This window comes from Longimicrobium sp., assembly GCF_036399255.1.
In the GTDB taxonomy this organism is placed as follows: domain Bacteria; phylum Gemmatimonadota; class Gemmatimonadetes; order Longimicrobiales; family Longimicrobiaceae; genus Longimicrobium.
In genome coordinates, this window is record NZ_DASWNM010000081.1 from 1 (window position 1) to 16,812 (window position 16,812).

General features: G+C 68.8%; 20 protein-coding genes. 5 read left to right on the forward strand and 15 right to left on the reverse strand.

The annotated features are described in order from the left end of the window. Window positions 1–347 precede the first annotated feature (347 nt). Together VGC13_RS13880 and VGC13_RS13885 are read right to left on the reverse strand one after the other, a co-directional pair. The gene (locus VGC13_RS13880) at window positions 348–1,601 is read right to left on the reverse strand and encodes a GAF domain-containing sensor histidine kinase (protein WP_331125855.1); all 1,254 of its coding nucleotides are present in this window, start codon (window positions 1,599–1,601) and stop codon (window positions 348–350) included. Between the two features lie 427 nt (window positions 1,602–2,028). Further along, complete coding sequence (locus VGC13_RS13885) at window positions 2,029–3,063, reverse strand: sensor domain-containing diguanylate cyclase (RefSeq protein ID WP_331125856.1); 1,035 nt, start codon at window positions 3,061–3,063, stop codon at window positions 2,029–2,031. A gap of 235 nt (window positions 3,064–3,298) precedes the next feature. Here VGC13_RS13885 and VGC13_RS13890 point away from each other — a divergent pair, with 235 nt between their 5' ends. The 4 genes from VGC13_RS13890 to VGC13_RS13905 all read left to right on the forward strand — a co-directional run bounded on the left by VGC13_RS13890 (window position 3,299) and on the right by VGC13_RS13905 (window position 6,049). Beyond that, window positions 3,299–3,610, forward strand: coding sequence for a hypothetical protein (locus tag VGC13_RS13890; RefSeq protein WP_331125857.1), 312 nt, complete (start codon window positions 3,299–3,301; stop codon window positions 3,608–3,610). A gap of 341 nt (window positions 3,611–3,951) precedes the next feature. Then, a complete protein-coding gene (locus VGC13_RS13895; RefSeq protein WP_331125858.1) occupies window positions 3,952–4,149 on the forward strand; it encodes a hypothetical protein in 198 nt (65 codons plus the stop codon). Between the two features lie 706 nt (window positions 4,150–4,855). Further along, a complete protein-coding gene (locus VGC13_RS13900; RefSeq protein ID WP_331125859.1) occupies window positions 4,856–5,377 on the forward strand; it encodes a hypothetical protein in 522 nt (173 codons plus the stop codon). A gap of 9 nt (window positions 5,378–5,386) precedes the next feature. Further along, complete coding sequence (locus tag VGC13_RS13905) at window positions 5,387–6,049, forward strand: DsbA family protein (protein WP_331125860.1); 663 nt, start codon at window positions 5,387–5,389, stop codon at window positions 6,047–6,049. An 80-nt stretch (window positions 6,050–6,129) separates the two neighbouring features. Here the strand turns inward: VGC13_RS13905 and VGC13_RS33645 are convergent, their stop codons facing one another. Further along, window positions 6,130–6,609, reverse strand: coding sequence for a GNAT family N-acetyltransferase (locus VGC13_RS33645; RefSeq protein WP_414682994.1), 480 nt, complete (start codon window positions 6,607–6,609; stop codon window positions 6,130–6,132). A 5-nt stretch (window positions 6,610–6,614) separates the two neighbouring features. Here VGC13_RS33645 and VGC13_RS13910 point away from each other — a divergent pair, with 5 nt between their 5' ends. Beyond that, window positions 6,615–8,036: an amidohydrolase family protein gene (locus VGC13_RS13910; RefSeq protein ID WP_331125861.1), complete on the forward strand. Its 1,422-nt coding sequence runs from the start codon at window positions 6,615–6,617 to the stop codon at window positions 8,034–8,036. A gap of 265 nt (window positions 8,037–8,301) precedes the next feature. On the opposite strand, the gene VGC13_RS13915 is transcribed toward VGC13_RS13910, so the two are convergent. The 12 genes from VGC13_RS13915 to VGC13_RS13965 form a co-directional block, all read right to left on the reverse strand. Further along, complete coding sequence (locus tag VGC13_RS13915) at window positions 8,302–9,186, reverse strand: hypothetical protein (protein WP_331125862.1); 885 nt, start codon at window positions 9,184–9,186, stop codon at window positions 8,302–8,304. A gap of 137 nt (window positions 9,187–9,323) precedes the next feature. Next, complete coding sequence (locus VGC13_RS13920; protein WP_331125863.1) at window positions 9,324–10,526, reverse strand: ABC transporter substrate-binding protein; 1,203 nt, start codon at window positions 10,524–10,526, stop codon at window positions 9,324–9,326. Between the two features lie 211 nt (window positions 10,527–10,737). Continuing rightward, window positions 10,738–11,058, reverse strand: coding sequence for a hypothetical protein (locus VGC13_RS13925; RefSeq protein WP_331125864.1), 321 nt, complete (start codon window positions 11,056–11,058; stop codon window positions 10,738–10,740). Window positions 11,059–11,091: 33 nt separating this feature from the next. Then, the gene (locus VGC13_RS13930; RefSeq protein WP_331125865.1) at window positions 11,092–11,286 is read right to left on the reverse strand and encodes a hypothetical protein; all 195 of its coding nucleotides are present in this window, start codon (window positions 11,284–11,286) and stop codon (window positions 11,092–11,094) included. 90 nt (window positions 11,287–11,376) lie between these two features. Next, entirely contained in the window at window positions 11,377–11,631 is a 255-nt protein-coding gene (locus VGC13_RS33650) for a DUF4241 domain-containing protein (RefSeq protein ID WP_414682995.1), read from the reverse strand. Window positions 11,632–11,742: 111 nt separating this feature from the next. Then, window positions 11,743–12,192: a hypothetical protein gene (locus VGC13_RS13935; RefSeq protein ID WP_331125866.1), complete on the reverse strand. Its 450-nt coding sequence runs from the start codon at window positions 12,190–12,192 to the stop codon at window positions 11,743–11,745. 111 nt (window positions 12,193–12,303) lie between these two features. Beyond that, window positions 12,304–12,714, reverse strand: coding sequence for a hypothetical protein (locus VGC13_RS13940; RefSeq protein WP_331125867.1), 411 nt, complete (start codon window positions 12,712–12,714; stop codon window positions 12,304–12,306). Between the two features lie 33 nt (window positions 12,715–12,747). After that, complete coding sequence (locus VGC13_RS13945) at window positions 12,748–13,551, reverse strand: cyclase family protein (RefSeq protein ID WP_331125868.1); 804 nt, start codon at window positions 13,549–13,551, stop codon at window positions 12,748–12,750. A 92-nt stretch (window positions 13,552–13,643) separates the two neighbouring features. Continuing rightward, entirely contained in the window at window positions 13,644–14,552 is a 909-nt protein-coding gene (locus VGC13_RS13950; RefSeq protein WP_331125869.1) for a tetratricopeptide repeat protein, read from the reverse strand. Window positions 14,553–14,917: 365 nt separating this feature from the next. Continuing rightward, window positions 14,918–15,796: a xanthine dehydrogenase family protein subunit M gene (locus VGC13_RS13955; RefSeq protein ID WP_331125870.1), complete on the reverse strand. Its 879-nt coding sequence runs from the start codon at window positions 15,794–15,796 to the stop codon at window positions 14,918–14,920. Then, window positions 15,793–16,041: a hypothetical protein gene (locus VGC13_RS13960; protein WP_331125871.1), complete on the reverse strand. Its 249-nt coding sequence runs from the start codon at window positions 16,039–16,041 to the stop codon at window positions 15,793–15,795. Before VGC13_RS13960 ends, VGC13_RS13955 begins: the two co-directional genes overlap by 4 nt. A gap of 14 nt (window positions 16,042–16,055) precedes the next feature. Next, entirely contained in the window at window positions 16,056–16,517 is a 462-nt protein-coding gene (locus VGC13_RS13965) for a carbon monoxide dehydrogenase subunit G (RefSeq protein WP_331125872.1), read from the reverse strand. Window positions 16,518–16,812 lie beyond the last annotated feature (295 nt).

The following is a 16,812-nucleotide window of genomic DNA, read 5'->3' on the forward strand; positions in this document are numbered from 1 at the left end:
CCCTCCCCTCGCAACCTGCGCGAGGAGAGGGGGAGAATTCGATCCCGCTTCGACCGGGTGCGCCCCCTCCGGGCTCGCATTACTCGCCCACCTCCCCCAAAACTGCTGGGGGAGGTTGGGGTGGGGCTGAAGGCAGTGGCTCGGCGAAAGGGGTTCGGGCTGCGACCGGCCGGGTGCCCCTCCCCGGCCCCTCCCCGTTCGTTCCTCACGGAGAGGGGAGAATTCGATCCCGATCCATCAGGATCTTGCCAGCAGCCACCGACGAACCCGCTACGTGGCAGGCACGTGCCCACACGACAGAGCCGCCAGTCCGCGAAGGCGGCCTTCGTGTGGTTGTTGCTGCGAATTCATTCGCCCTTGTGGGCCGCGGGTGAGGGCGAGCGCGGCAGGACGGCGGTGAAGGTGGTGCCGGCTTCGGCGGTGGAGGACACCTCGATGGCGCCGCCGTGGGCGCGGGCGATCTCGCTGGCGATGTACAGCCCCAGCCCCAGCCCGGCGCGGGGAAGGCTTCCAGCGCCGCGCACGTAGGGCTGAAAGAGGCGGGGGAGGAGCTCGGCGGAGATGGGCTCGCCGCGGTTGGTGACGGCAAAGCGCACGGCGTCGCCGTCCCCCTCTACCGCCACGTCCACGGGCTCGCCGCGGGGGCCGTGCTGCACCGCGTTGGCCACCAGGTTCGACATCATCTGCCCCACGCGGCCGGCATCGACCCGGGCCGCGCCGGCGTTGCGGTACGTCACCCGCAGCGTGCACTCCGGGTGCGCGCCGGCGATCTCGGCCACCACGCGGCCGGCCAGCTCCGCCACGTCCTGCACCTGCTCGGGGGCGATGGCGATGCCGCCGCCCAGCCGGCCGCGCGCAAAGTCCAGCACGTCGTCGATCATGCGCGCCATGCGCTGGCCGCTGCTGTGGATGCGCTCCAGGATGGTGCGGTGCCCGGCTTCGTCGCTGATGTCCAGCAGAAAGGCGCTGCCGGTGATGACGGAGGAGAGCGGGTTGCGCAGGTCGTGCCCCAGCACGGCGATGAACTCTTCGCGCAGCTGCGCGGTGCGGCGCTCGTCCCGCAGCGCCTGAAGGTCGCTGTCGTGCTGGTCTTCGAGCGAAAGCTGCAGGCCGATGAGCTCGGAGAACAGCTTGATCATCTCCAGCGTTTTGCCGTCGCGCAGCCGGGCGGGGAGCGGGTCCAGCGCGCACACGTTGCCGAAGTACCGGCCGTCCGCGCGAAAGATGGGCGTGGCGATGTAGCTCTCGAAGCCGTACGTCTTTGCCGCGAGGTGGCCGCAGTACTCGGGCTCCTGGCTGGCGTGCTCCACGATGACGGGCTCGTGCGTGCGCCGCACCTCGCGGCACAGCGTGGTGGCGACGTCCAGCCTGTCGCCGGCATTCAGCCCGAGCCCCAGACGGTCCAGCGTGGCGCACGCCGTCCACGAATCGTCCGTCACCCGCGCCACCAGCGCCAGGCGCAGGCCGGTGGTCTCGGAGATCACCTTGAGGATGGTGGGCACCGCGCTGATCCGCGCGACGGCCGCGACGTCCGGATCGGTGAGCGCCGCGGGCGCGGCGGCGGCTTCACGCTGGGCGGGACGAGGCGGCGCGAGGGTCATGGTGGGTCGCCACTTCCGGATGAAGGGATCAACATGGAGCGGCCCGCGACGGCCTTGGCGCGGGATTGTGTAATGTGTGTCCCAACATATTGCCTTTCTTCGCTTTCGCCTAGACGCGCCGTGTCACGGTGTGATGCGCGTCGTTCCACGTGCCGCACGCGTGGCTGCCGGCCGCGGGTCCGGCGAGGCGCCGGGGGACCGAAAAGGCGGAGGGGCGGGAGGATCGGATCAGCAACCCGTGGACGGGGTCACGGGGCGGTGGGCGCGGAGGCGGAGTGATATGACGTCCTCTGTGGCCTCTGTGTCCTCTGCGTGAGAAAACCTTTTTGCTGGACCTGGCCGTTGAAGGGACGCTGGGGATGCACGGAAAACGCGCGGGAAGCCGGACGGCCTCCCGCGCGCTGCTTTGATGCACCACCGTCCCGGGTCAGCGGCCGGCGGAGACGCGCTCCCGGGCGAGGGTGCGCTGGCGCTTGATGGCGTACATCGCCTGGTCCGCCACCTCCACCAGCAGGTCCGGCTGCTCGCCGTCGTCGGGAAACACCGCCACGCCGACGCTGGCGCCCAGCGCGAGCGGCGTGCCTTCGAAGACCAGGGGCTGGTCCAGCTCCGTGGACAGCCGGTCCGCCGCCACCCAGGCGCCCTCCCGGTCCTCCACCCGCGAAAGCACCACGCCGAACTCGTCGCCGCCCAGCCGCGCCACCGTGTCGGACTGGCGCAGGACCCCCGCCAGCCGCGCCGCCAGCTCGCGCAGCGCCGCGTCGCCCGCGCGGTGCCCGTGCTGGTCGTTGATGCGCTTCAGGCCGTCCATGTCGAGCACCAGCACGCCCAGGGGATAGTCCTCGCGCCGCGCCCGGGCCAGGGAGTGCCGCAGCCGGTCGAAGAACAGCGCGCGGTTGGCGATTCCCGTAAGGCTGTCGTGCGTGGCCAGCCGGAACAGCTCGTCGGCGCCGTAGTGGACGGCGTGGAACATGGCGGCGCCGATCAGCTCCGACATCAGCTCCAGCACCTTTACGTCCGCGTCGCCAAACGCGCCGGGGCGGGCGCCCAGCACCTTCAGCACGCCCACGGGCGCGTCGTCGTACGCCAGCGGCACCACCACCATGGACCGCAGCCCCACGCGCCGGCACGCCTGTCGGTCCACGCGCGGGTCGTCTTCGGAATCGTCGCAGCGCAGCGGGGCGCCCGTGGCGACGCTCATCCCCGAAAGGCTGGTGGCGCGGCTCAGGCGCAGCCCCAGCTGGTTGGCGGCGATCCCCGACACGGCGCGGTACACCATGTCGTCACCCTCCGCCAGCTCCACCACGGCGCCGGAGGCCCGCGTCAGCGCCTGGGCCTCGCGGGCCACCAGCCCCATTACGCCTTCGAGGTCCAGCCCGAGCTTCGCGATCTCCGTCTGGGTGCGGATGATCGCGAGCAGCTGGTCGGAAGTAGGCTCGGAAGCGGAGTGACGGGAGGGCATGATCATAAATGTACGCAAAAGATGTGAAGTTCGCCACTGTGTTGTCCCGGGCCGGGCGCATGCGCCGGGTCACAGGCTGTTTGACGGACAGGTCCGCCCGTTGTCGCACGGCCCCAATCGGGCGGAGGATGATCCACGGGCCGCGCCGGTCCACCGCACGCTGGACCCCTGGCACCCGGCGATGCATACTTCGGCGCCGCATCCCATCCTCCGCATTCCACGTCACGCATCGCACATGCTGAAATTCCTTCGCCGGCCGCCGCTCGCCCTGCTGGCGCTGCTGCTGGCCGTCCCGGCCTTCGCCCAGTCCCGGCCGGCGGTCACCCCCGCCGTCCGCCCCTTCGTCGCCGTGGACGCGCCCGTGGTGGCGCTGACACGCGTGCGGGTGGTGGACGGCACCGGCGCGCCCGCCCGCGACGATCAGACGATCATCGTGCGCGGCGGGCGCATCGACGCCGTGGGCCCGCCACAACGTGGCCGAATTTCACAATGTCTGAGGAGGGACACTGAGATCCTTTTTGGCCTTTGTGTTACAGGTAGATGTTGACAAATCATGGCTTTGCCCGACTGAGGCGGCTCAGCCCCATTCACTGCGACATCTGCCCCCCTGAGTGCCTCTTCCAAGCGCGCTGCATGCCTTGCCTCAGCGATTAACTCATGTTTTTATAAGGTAAGTTTACGGCCTTAATCTTTCGCAGGAGAAACATTCGTAGGCAGGCATGTACCATATGTTTGCGCTGATTCGGACCGTTCTGTAGAAGACTCATTACTTCTTTATTCGCACTTTTGAAGACATCAAATTGGAAACTGGGCACGGTGGTTGCTTCATGGTTTCATGTCGGAAAGAGACGCTTTCCGTCAAATATTCACCCCCATTCGGGAGGCGTTATGAACAAGAAGCTGATCAACCTCGGAGCCCTGGCCATCATCGCGCTCGGCGGCAGCGTGCTCGCCACCACCGGCAACGCCCAGTCGCTTGCGCCGGGGGGCGGTGACACGGTGATGGCGAGGTGCACCTCGGCCGACGGCGCCGTGGTCGAGGGGAACATCTGCTCGAGCTCCGGAGGCGAGTGCTCGTGCTCGTGAGCCAACGCGGATGACCAACGGGCCCGGTTGCCTCCTGGCAACCGGGCCGGTGGTCCTTGTCCCTCCCCCTTTACCTAGTGCTCCCCAGATGCATCGGACTCCGAACTGCGCGGCTGCCATCGTCGCCATTCTGTTGGGCGCGGGAGCGTGCAGAGATACGAACGCGGCACCGGCTGCGGGGCTGGCGTGGCAGTCTGTTGCTGCCCCCTCATGCAGTTTCACCTCCGTCGCATCCAGCGACCCTGATCTGACGTTGAGCCGCGTGGAAGGCTTGGACGTTGACTCCCGCGGCCGAATCTACGTGGCCGACCCGCTGCAGGGTGGCGTAGCGGTCCTCTCTCCAGATGCACGACCTTTGCGCACGGTCGGCAGGCCGGGACGAGGGCCTGGCGAATTCAGATACGTCCGTACTGTGCAGGTCCTGCCCGGAGATAGTCTTCTCGTCTATGACCTAGAGCTTTACCGCCTCAGCGTCTTTGCGCCCGACTCGGGGAAGATTGCGTACGACCGGAACCTCGCATCTACCTCTACGGGCACTCCACCGAACTGGGTAGAGCAGCTACCGGGGCAGAGAGCGCTCTTTGCCATACATCGAAAGCCGTACGTGGCGGGAGCGAGCGCGGCTGACGATCACAATCGCACCCAAGCGGTCCGGCTTCTGGAGTGGGACGGCCGTACACGTCAGGACTCGGTACTGGTTGTGCCGGTGCTGCAGCCGCTGATCGTACGTAACGGGCGTGCCGTCAGCGTCACCAGCGACCCCTTCGCACGACCTGCACTGGTCCGGCTTGGGCCCAATGGTAAGATCTATTATGGCTGGGGAGACTCCATCGCCATTGCCATTCATTCCCTGGACGGGCAGCAGGTCGGCGGGTTCTCTCTTCCATTCGCCGGGCCGGGTATTACGAACCGCGACATCGCCGCGGCAACGGAAGACATGGACAAAGTATTCGGGCGAGCCCTGCGGAAGTCTCTTCCAGAACGCTGGCCTGCGTTTCGGAACTTCGTCGTCGATGACGAGGGCCGGATCTGGCTCGGGTTGCTGGCACCGGATAGGCAGCCGACCCGTTGGACCGCGTTCAACGAAACGGGCACACCGATCTGCTCAGCGGCGCTCCCGGCTAACGTGGACCTGCGATTGATTCGAGGACGGAAAGCCTATGCGGTAGCGACTGATGATGCGGACGTTCCGCAGATTCGGGTTTACTCGGTGGTGGGCCTGAACTGAGGTCGCGCGATGAAGAACTTCTTATCGAACGCCCTTACCGGCGTGCTTGTAGTCTGCGCGGTAATTGTGACCGGGCTGCTTGTGCGCAGGGAATTCGGAGGCTCGAAATCCACGTCGCCGGTCATCGCCGTCGACTCGGTGGCAAACTGGAAAGAGGTGGCTGCCACAGGCTCAATCATTGGTTCGCCGGACGCCCCGCTGAAGATCGTGGAGTTCTCCGACTTCCAATGCCCTTCCTGCGCGCAAAGTCGGATCGCATTGGAGGCAATCCGGGCGGAGCATCCAGATATCGTGGCTCTGGTGTACCGGCACTTTCCTCTGACCGACATCCACGCGCACGCACTTCCCGCCGCAATTGCCGCCGAATGTGCAGGTGAGCAGGATCGTTTCGGTGCCTACCACGACGCGCTGTTTCAGCACCAGGATTCCATCGGCGCCAAGCCGTGGCGCAGGTACGCGGAAGAAGTTGGGGTGAAGGACCTCACCGCGTTCGAGAAGTGCGTACAGGCGGAACGCCCACGCGCACGAATCGCGTCCGACATGGCATTGGGACAGGGTTTGAGCGTTTCTGGTACGCCCACTTTCATCTTTCGGGAGCGGATGGTCAGCGGCACGACATCCATCCCCATGCTGGCCGAATGGGTTCGGGAAGCGGCGCAGGACATCCAATAGCTTCGAACGCTGCACCCCATTGTGGTATGCAATCGAGGCCTGCTCCAGCGACGGAGCAGATCGGAGTGACTCGCCGATGTTCAGCGAGACTCCGGAGCTATCCAGCGGTCGGCATGGATCCCTGCCACCGCGGGCGGGCAGACTGTAGACGGCGTGGTCCACGAAGCGGTCGTGCAGCCACTCCGCCTCGCGCACCAAGCCCTCCAGCCGAAAGCCCAGCCGCTCGGGACGGCGCGGCTGCGGCGGTTCTCCGTGTCCGCGCGGATCTCTATCCGGTTCAGCCCCAGCTTGCCGAACGCGTGGTCGACGTAGGCGCGGCACGCCATCGTCATGAACCCGCGCCCCTGGTGCTTTCCGCCAGCCAGTAGCCTAGCGCCGTCGAATGGTGCGTCCAGTCGACCCCGATGTGCCCGATCATCCCCGCGATCTCCCCACCCGTGACGAGCGCCGGCTGAAGTCCGTTGTTTGCGCCCTCGTGGCTTTTCGGGCCGATCTGGTCTGACGGCACCGGGCGATGCATACTTCGGCGCCGCATCCCATCCTCCATCCCACGCACGCACCGCACATGCTGAACGCCCTTCGCCGGCCGCCGCTCGCCCTGCTGGCGCTGCTGCTGGCCGCGCCGGCCTTCGCCCAGCCCCGGCCGTCGGTCACCCCCGCCGTCCGCCCGTTCGTCGCCGTGGACGCGCCCGTTGTGGCGCTGACGCACGTGCGGCTGGTGGACGGCACCGGCGCGCCCGCGCGCGAGGACCAGACGATCATCGTGCGGGGCGGGCGCATCGACGCCGTGGGCCCCCGCGCCACCACGCCCGTGCCCTCCGGTGCGCAGGTGCTGGACCTGACCGGTCACACCGTGATCCCGGGCCTGGTTTCGCTGCACGAGCACACCTACTTCGGCGGGCTGCGGCGCACGGTGCCGATGAACGCCAGCGCGTACCTGTACCTGGCGTTCGGCGTGACCACGGCGATGACGGCGGGAAGCCAGCTTCCCGAGCAGGAGGTGGAGCTGAAGCGCGGGATCGATGCGGGCGAGATCCCCGGGCCGCGGCTGCACATCGCCGGGCCGTACATCGTGGCCGGCACGCGGCGCACGGGCCCGTTTCGCGGCGTGGACTCGCCCGAAGAGGCGCGGCGCTTCGTGGACGAGTGGGCGGGGCGGGGCGCCACCTGGTTCAAGGTGATGAGCGGCCCGCGCGACGTGCTGCGCTGGACGATCGACGCGGCGCACGCGCGGGGGCTGCGCGTGACCGGCCACCTGTGCGCGGTCACCTTTGGCGAGGCGGCGCGGATGGGGATCGACGCGCTGCAGCACGGCTTCATCACGGCCAGCGAGTACGTGCCGGGCAAGCAGCCCGACGTGTGCCCGCGCGGCAACCAGCGCGACCAGGCGGACGTGGACGTGGCCAGCCCGGCCGTGCGCGAAAGCGTTCGCCGCATCGCCGCCAGCGGTACGCCGGTGGTCAGCACGCTGGGCGTGTACGAGTCGTTCGTCCCCGGCCGGGCGCGGCTGGATTCGGCCGTCCTGGCCATGCTGGCTCCGGAGGCCCGCGCCGAGGTGGAGGAGAACCACGCGCAGCTGGCCGTCGCCGCGTTCAACGTTCCCGAGCGGCTGCTGGCGAAGATGATGGCGTGGGAGCGGATGTTCGTGGCCGAGGGCGGGCTGCTGGCCGCGGGCTCGGACCCGTGGGGCACGGGCTTTTTGCCCGGCTTTGGCAACCTGCGCAACTACGAGCTGCTGGTGGAGGCCGGCTTTACGCCGGAGCAGGCGGTGCAGGTCATCACCCTGAACGGCGCGCGCGTCCTGGGCGAGGACGGGCGCATCGGCTCCGTGGCGCAAGGAAAAGCCGCGGACCTGGTGGTGATCCGCGGCGATCCCGTCGCCGATCCCTCCCAGGTCTACGGCGTCACCCTCGTCTTTCGTGACGGCGTAGGCTACGACTCCGCGCGCCTGCGCGAGTTCGCGCGGGGCAAGGTGGGGGTGTACTGAAGCGGATGCGGATCCGCAAAAGACGTATCTCAAGCAGAGCCAGTAGAGGGATGCGGATCCGACTTGTACCAGATCCTGAAAAGAATAATCGTACAGAGAAACAGAGTCAGACAGAGGCAGCGAGATCATGCTTCCTCTGTTTGACTCTGTTCCTCTGTACCCTGGAGGTGTTGTTTTTCCGGGTCTAGTGTGAGGCCCATTATTTTCGGGATCGTGAATCAACAAGGGAGCACGCTCGCAACGCTGCCGATCCACGGGGTGCAGATCATTCCCCGCCGCCGTCGCCGCCGTCGGAGTCGCTGGACCACGATCCGCCCGCTCCGTTGGAATCGCCGCCGAACAGGTCCGAGAACAGGCTTCCCCCCGTCATTGCCGCGGTGCCCGGGCTGCCGCGGAACTGGTAGCCGCCGTACCCGCCGCTGGACGGACCGTCGTACAGCAGGTCGCGGCGCGCGTCGTAGCAGATGGACCACGCCCACACCACGCCCAGCGCGGCGAACGCCAGGTGCACGAACGGCCGCCAGTGGGTCATGGCGTCAATCCCCCAGAGGGAAGAAAGCACCAGATCCGCGGGGAGGATGACGATGCTGGAAAAGAGCAGCGCCGCGATGAACGAGCACCCGAACAGCCCCATCAGGAAGTACGTCAGGAACATGCCGTAGCGCCCCAGGCCCAGCATCCCCAGCGTCACCAGGACCGCGGCGGCATAGAATGCGTAGCGCGCCGTCAGCAACAGGCTTTCCGCCGTAAGGGGATACTGCGTCAGCAGATCGGCGCTGTGGAACAGCGTGAGGGACGCCGCGCCGGGCACCACCACGCCGATCAGCAGCATCACCGTAAAGAATAGCACCAGGATGATCTTCGCGATGACGTGGTACATCCAGTCGGGAAGCCGCGCCGGCTGCGTATGGCGGATGGGCGGAGGAGGTGCCTTGCGGGCCCTGGACGCGCCCCGGGAGCGGTGGGCGTGGGGTTTGGCAGAGGGGAGCTGGCGGCGGCGGGCGGCCCACTTCTCATCCCAGCCCACCTGCCCGTCCGCTTCGCGGATACGCAACAGCTGCTGCGCCTCGTGCTTGCCGAACAGGTACGCGCCGCCGCCGACGGCGGCGGCAAGGATGACGAGGAGGAGGATGAGCGGAAGCAGGTGCATGAATCCGTGCTGTTGATCCGGCGTCGAGCCGTTGTGCGGGGGATACTACGAGGGCGCGGCGCCGATCGTTTCCGCAGGGAGCGGCGGGAGGGAAGGCACGTCCGGCCGACGTGCTTCCCCACCGCGTTCCTGCCCGCTTACCGGCTGAGGGTGCCGGAGCGCGTGTCGTAGCCGCCCACGCGCGTCCAGGCGTGCGTGGAGCCCGAGGGGCGGATGGCCCAGAAGTCGAAGTCGGCGAACTGCCGGTCGCCTGCGGCGTTCAGCGTGGCCCACCCCGTGGTGCCGTGGTAGGTGGCCGCCGTCTGCACGAAGCGTGACGCCAGCGAGTCCAGCGCCACGTCGTCTCCCGCGGCCAGGTACGCCAGCGCGGCCACCCGCGTGGCGTCGTACACCGCCAGCGCAAAGGCGTCGGGCGCGCTTCCCGCGCGCTGCTGAATGCGCGTGGCCACCGGCTGCCAGTTCTGCCGCGCCGAAAAGTCCAGCCCGAACAGCGCCGACGGAAAGCCCACCCGCTCGGCGAACGCCACCGCCGCGGGGCGGCCCAGCAGCGCGCCGCTCTGCGCGATGCCGTCGGCGCCGTACCAGCGCACCGAGGCCAGCACCGAGTCGGCCGCGGCCGCCGCGAACACGTCGGCCACCTCGTCGAAGCCGGCCAGGTACACGGCCACCTGGGCGGCGGGGCGGGTGGCGAGCGCCTGCCGCACCTGCGTGCCCAGCGTGGCCACGGTCGTGGCGAAGCTCGTCGTGGCGGCGCCGTACTCCACGCCGGCCGTGACGGTGCCGCCCTCGGCGGCAAAGCCGCGCCGCGTGGCCGTGTGCAGCCCCTGGTTCCCCGCGTCCGCCCGCCAGATGGGGATCACAGTGCGGATGCCGTCCTCCCACATCAGCGCCGCCGACGCCACGCCCTCCAGGCTGTCCGCCGCGGTAAAGCGGAAGATGCGGTCGCCGGCGACGGCCAGCGAGCCCGCCGTGCTGCTCTGGCTTACCACGATCAGCTCGTTGCCGTCCACGTACGGCTTGATGGCGGCCAGCTCCGCGCTGCTCTGCGGCCCGATGATCAGCCGCACGCCGTCCGCCTGCAGCGACTGCACGGCCGCCAGAGCCATCGCCGGGTCCAGCTTGGTATCCCGCACGTCCGCGCGAAAGGTGATTCCGCGGCCCGCGGCGTAGGCGTTGGCGTCTTCCACCGCCAGTTCCATGGCCGCTTTGCTGGTTACGCCCAGCGACATCCAGTTGCCCGTGAGCGAAAAGATGCCGCCGATCACCACCTCGTCCGAATCGAGAGCGGTGGTGCCTTCGCAGCCGCCGGCCCCCGCCAGCGCAATCGCCATCGCCGCCATCCCACCCATCCGTCGGGCGAGGGAGGGGCGTACGTGCTTCTTCAATTCCACCGGAGATTTCCTTGCTGGGAGGGGGATGCCGCCGCGGAGTAGAGCTGCGCAGCCACAAGATATCGAAAGGAGGCCGGCGCGCACAGGCGGAGGATGTCTACGCGCGCCGGTCTCCTGCTACCGGCTCGCCGCCCGGAAGGTGCGCCGGTGCAGCGCGGTCTCAGCGGGTAGCGCCGGTGGTCGCGGGGACCGGCGGGGCGGCCGCGTTGAAGCGGCTCCGCTGTCCGCTGGTGAGGGCCGTCAGCACTCCCGCCATCAAGAGCGAAGTGAGCGCCATCGCCGCGACCGGGATCTCCGCCCCGGCGAGCCCGCCGGGAAGCGCAAAGATCACCTTGAGCAGGAGCTTCAGGACGAACACGATCACGGCGATTCTCCAGAAGCTCGCGAAGCCGCTCCAGTAGAACCTGCCTTCGCGCACGATGATCCCGGTCACCGCGCGGCGGAACGGACCGGGTACGTGGGTCTGGACACGCTCTTTCATTCCTGCGGTGTCAGCTCTCGCTTCATCATTCCGCTACGATCGGGTAGGCACCGGCCTCGCCCGCCGGACTACGTAGAACGCCCAGATGCACATCGCCGCCGACGCGGCGGTGATGGCCATGTACGCGGGGTCCCTGGCCAGCCGCGCGTCCTCCCCCACGATCCGCAGGACGTGGGCGATCGTGAGCAGGCCAAAGATCACGCCGGTGGTGATGACGTACATCTTCATCGCGCTTCTTGGTCGAGGGTAGGTGGAACGTGGGTTCCCCCTGCCGGGTCACTCACCTTCGGAGTCCAGCGGCTGGCGCGAGGTTCGTTGTCAGGTGTGCGCAGCATTCCCGTGAGGAAGATGCACGCGCCGCAGAACATCGATCCGGGCGACGTTCACCAGCACGGGGTAGCGGCCGGGCGGCACGCCGCGCGTGTACGGCGGGTCTTCCTCGGCCGGGAGCGGATCGCATGCCACCATGCGCCCGGGGGCAGCACCAGGTCGCCCGGCGAATGGAGGGAGAGGCTGACGCTCGCGCCGTCCTCCGTCGTTTCCCTCCGTGAACGCGGCACTCAGGTCGATCATTGGATTCCGCAAAGGTGTTGCCCGTCCCACGCCGCGCGTCTCCGTGGGACGTCAGGCGCGGGTGGATGGCGGCCGGCGTGCGGTGGGTGCGGATCGATTGCGCGCGGGCCGTCAGGCGCCGGATTCGGCCGCGTCGGCGGCGGCGCGGATGCGCGAGGCCGCGGACGTCCGGCTGTGGTAAAGGCCGCCCAGCCACAGGTCGATCTCCCGGCGGTCGCGCCGCATGCCGGCGGCGAGCGTGCGGCTCTGCTTGTGGACGGGGCTCATCCCCCGTTGTTCGCGCCTGTCCAGCAGCCGCGCCACGTACGTGCCCAGCGACACGTCCGGGATCTTCTGCCACGAGCGGCGGCTGATCCGCGCGACGAACACGTCGTCCACGTCGGGCGCCGTCGCGGCGGACGTGGCGAGCTTCTCCCCGCGGCGGAACGCGCGGTTCGCCTTGGCCTTGCGCCGCGAGATGGCCTTGTGCGCCCTGGCCCGCGACTCCGCGCGCAGGTTGCGGCCGTCCCGGGCGTAGCTGAGCTCCTTTTTCTCCTGCGGAGTGCGTGTGCGTTTCGTCATCACAAGCGTGTGGTTGATCACTTCACGGTCGTCAGCCGCTGGCGCGGGCGCCTGGTCATGGCGCCACCCCGGCGTCTCGATGTGCGCGCCGGTCGCGGAAGGGAGGTGGTGTCAGGCCGGGAGGGTGTGGGCCCACCATCCCGGGAACCGGCGCATCAGCGCAAAATACTCACGCGAACCCTGTGGCGGGCACGCCTGCACCGCGCGGACGAATGCATCGGGCGGCGCGTAGCTGTGCGCTTCTACGTAGTGCGTGATCAGCGCCGGCGCCACGAACACGACATCGCCGCCGGGGATCCACACGTTGTCGCTTCCCCATACGTGTTCACAGTATTCACAGACGTGGCTTCCGCCCGCGGCTACGGGCTGCCAGGCCTGGGCCACCTGTTCGCGCAGCGCCTCGACGAAAACGGAGTCGGGCGGACCTGTGGGAAACGGGTGATCCTCGCTGAGCCAACCGACCGCGCGAACATGTGGTCCCTGATCCACCTGGCATTCCGTCCCAAGATCAGGATAGTACATCGCCCTCCATCCTCGGCCGGTCGTCCGGCTTCTTTAGATCTCTTTGGGCCACTCGCCGTCGAAGGCGACGACGCGCGCGAAGGCGGCCTCGCCGCCTTGGAACTTCCAGGGGAAGCAGCCGATGATCAGGCGGCGGTTCTGCAGGGCGGGGTGGCTGATGTCGCCGCCCAGGTTTTCGATGTGCATGCAGTTCTTGTCGAACAGCTTGTTGTGCGTCAGCTGGTAGTCCTCGTCGGGGAACAGCTTGGCCACGGCCTCGGGGCCGCCGAACTTGGCCTCGGCCTTGGCGCGCACGCGGTCGCAGTGGCCGTGCATTCCCTTGCCCAGAAAGCGGCCGATGGGCAGGTCCATGGGGTGGTCGGTGCTCACCACGTCCACGCCCCAGATGTGGATTTCCTTTTCGAGCAGCCACGGCACCATGTCGGGGTGCGCGCCGGGGTGCATGTGGATGTACTTCTCCTCGTCGGCGTCGTCGCCCCACTGCGCGTAGCGGTGCCAGCCGGTGTGCAGCAGCACGATGTCGCCCTTCTTTACCTCCACGCGCGACTCGATCATCTCCGGCGTGTAGACGCCCAGCTCGTCCATCTCGTCGCTCAGGTTCACGATCACGCCCGGCCCGCACAGCCACTCCATGGGGATCTGGTCGATGGTCATCCCCTTGGTGACGAAGTGCCGCGGCGCGTCCAGGTGCGTGCCCATGTGGTTGGACGTCTGGATGTACTGCGCGTTTACGCCGTGCTCCGCCTTGCGCTTGATGTACTTTACCTCGAACGGCGGGTAGTACGGCCAGAAGGGCGCCTGCTCGTTCAGCGGCTGCGACAGGTCGTACACTTTCATCGGATCTCCGGAAGGCGTTCAGGTAGATGGGGTTGTTCCGCGGCGGCCGGGGCCGCGGACGGCGATGAGCAGGTCCGTGCGTACCGCAAGTTTCAGTTCGCGCGGTCGTCGCGCCGGCCCAGCAGGCGCGACGCCCACGAGGAGAGGCGTTCCACCGCGCCCGCGGGCGCGCCGCCGGGATCCCGGGCCGCGCGCTCGTCGGCCGACGCGGAGGGGGGCGGAGGCGCGGGCGGGGCGGGGGAAGAGGGTTCGGAGTGCCCGGTGTCCGGCCGGTCTCCCGTGTCCGGCCATACGCTGTAGCTCGCCGGCCGAGTGGCGCCGGTTAGGGCGGCGACCACGTGGGCGCGCACCTGTTCGTAGCTTGGGAGAAAGGTGTAGAAGCCGTAGGTGGCATGCAGAGGCCCGGAGTACCAGTCCAGGTGGTAGTACCGTTCGTCCGGGCCGAGCCTCCCTCGATGTCGCGCAAAGTTCGTCGTGAAGTCGTAGCTGCCCAGCGAGTAGTGCCCGCTCATCATCCCGTCCGGCTGCCCCACCAGGAAGGTGTAGAAGACGCGCTGCGGGCCCGCGGGCTCGAATACCTCGTACGCCACCACAGGTTGGTCGCCCACGCGGAACTGCTCGCGGCAGTAGTGCGGCTCTGCCGCCAGCTCCGGATCGGCGCCGGCCCGCCGCAGCGCCAGCAGCTCATTCCGCTCCCGGTCGCGCCGGGCCGTGTCGCCCAGCGCCTGGCACGACTGGATGATCTTGGGCCGGGCGCGCCAGTCGTCCGGCACCATGCAGCGGTAGAGGTCCCACGCCGAAAGCGCAGGACTGTGCTGGTTCAACATGGCGCGTAACGTTCCCAGATTCCACCAGGCGTCGGGGAAGTTGGGATTGAGCTCCATCACCTGATCCAGCATCTCCACCGCTTCTTCCAGCCGTCCGCCCTCCGCGGCGGTCATCGCCCCCGTGTACAGGCGCTCCAGCACTTCGTCCGGCGCTCCATCCAAATTCGAGCTCATTGATTTTACCTGCGTTGACCGGTTCAAGCCCGCGGAATCGCAGGCCGGACGCCATCAATCCCACCATTAGAGCCCGCAACTCGCTTCGGCAGGCATCGAGCTGCGTCCGCCGGGGTGCCCCTCCCCCGACCCCTCCCCGCTCGTTCCTCGCGGAGAGGGGAGAATTCGATCTCGCTCCGGCAGCCTGAGGCCCGCGTCACCCTCCCCCGCGCAGTTTGCGGGGGAGGGCAGGGGAGGGGGGCGCCCGCCGCTCGTGCGGCACTTCCTTGCCGCCCGGGTGCCAGCCCTCACCTCAACCCTCTCCCGGGGTCGGGGGAGGGTGGCGCGTGGTGCGTGACCGGGAGGGGGCGCGGCGCGCCTTCCGCCTACGCCGCGGCCACGGCCCGCGCAAACGCGCGCGGGAGCACGCGGCGAACCAGCACCTCCACCAGCTGGCGGCGGTAGGCGGGGGTGGCGTGGATGTCGCCGGGCGGATCCACGTCGCGCTGGGCGGCGGCCTCGGCGGCGGCGCGGATGGCATCCTCCGTCGGCGCTTGGCCCACGAGCGCGGCGGCGGCTTGGGCGGCGAGCACCGGGCCGTCGCCCACGCTCAGCAGCGAGATGCGCGCGGCGGTGCAGCGGCCGGCTTCATCCACCTGCACCACGGCGGCCAGGCCGGCCAGCGCGTAGTCGCCGTGGCGCCGCGACACCTCGTCGAAGGCCCAGCCGGTGCGCGGCGCGGCGGAGGGGATCTCCACCTCCACCAGCATCTCCTCCGCATCCAGCGCCGTGCCGAACAGGCCGGTAAAGAAGTCGCCCGCCGCCACCACGCGCGTGCCGCCGGGCCCGCGCAGGTGAAAGCGCGCGTCCAGCGCCAGCATCACCGCGGGCATCTCGGCCGCCGGGTCCGCGTGCGCAATGCTGCCGCCGATGGTGCCGCGATTGCGGATCTGCGCGTGGGCCACGTACGGCAGCGTCTCGGCCAGCAGCGGCGCGTGCGCGGCCACCAGGTCGCTGCGCTCCGCCGCCCGCTGCCGCGCCATCGCGCCGATGCGCAGCCCGTCGTCCGCCCGCGCGATGTCGTCCAGCCCGGGGATGCGGTTGAGGTCGATGAGCACGGCCGGCGTGGCCATGCGAAAGTTCATCGCCGGCACCAGGCTCTGGCCGCCGGCCAGCAGCTTGGCATCGTAGCCGTGCTCCGCCAGCAGCGCCAGCGCCTCTTCGACGCTGTCCGGACGGTGGTACTCGAACGGGGCGGGCTTCATCGGGCCGCGGGCGTAAAGCCGCGCCCCCGCACCAGCCGGCCCAGCCCGTCGCGCAGCAGTCGCATCGCCATCCAGCCCATCGCGCCGATCACCATGAACCAGCCGGCGTGCACATACCAGGGCGCAGCGAACGATCCCACACCGCTCGAGGGCGTCAGCCCCCCGGGATCGGCCAGCACGATGAGCTCCACGACCAGCAGGACGAGGGCACCGAGGAAAAAGATCAGCCCGAGAGCAGTTCGCATGTGGATCCGCCGGTTCAGGAAGGGCCCGCCGCCAGCCGCGCTTCCAGCTCCTTGTTGAGCGCGTCCAGCCCCTGCTTGGTGAGCATCTTGGCCACCTGGTCCAGCAGCCGCTGGCCCACGCCGGCCACCTTGCCGCCGATGGAAAGGTCCGCGTGGTAGCGCATCCGCGTACCGCCCTCCACCTCGTCCAGGTTCACCGTCGCGTTGCCTCGGGTAAAGCCCAGGGCGCCCTTGCTGTCCACCTGCATGGTGTAGCTCTGGGGCGGCACCGGGTCCTTGATTGCCACGTTCAGCGACCACTCCGCCGCCGTGACGGGCCCTACGCCGATGCGGATGACGCCCTCGTAGGTGCCGTCGCCGGTCAGGTGCAGCTTGCGCGCACCGGGCATGGCCTTGGCCAGCACCTCGGGGTCCTGCAGCAGGTCCCACACGGCCTGGCGCGGGCCGGGAAACGTGTGCTCGCCGTCGACGATCATGGGTGCCTGGAGTGCGTGAGTGCGTGAGTGCGTGAGTGCGAAGGCGAACGGCATCGGTTTGCGTCGGCGGGGTGCCCCTCCCCCGGCCCCTCTCCGTTCGTTCCGCACGGAGAGGGGAGAATTCGATCGCGCTCCGGACGGTCCGGGCTGCGTCCGCTGGCGCCCCCTCCGGGCTCGCATGACTCGCCCACCTCCCCTAAAACGGCTGGGGGAGGTTGGATGTCGATCCCGGCGACGCCCCCCACACTCCGCCGAACCTCTGGATTCAGCCAATCCGCGAAGGCGGATTTCGTGT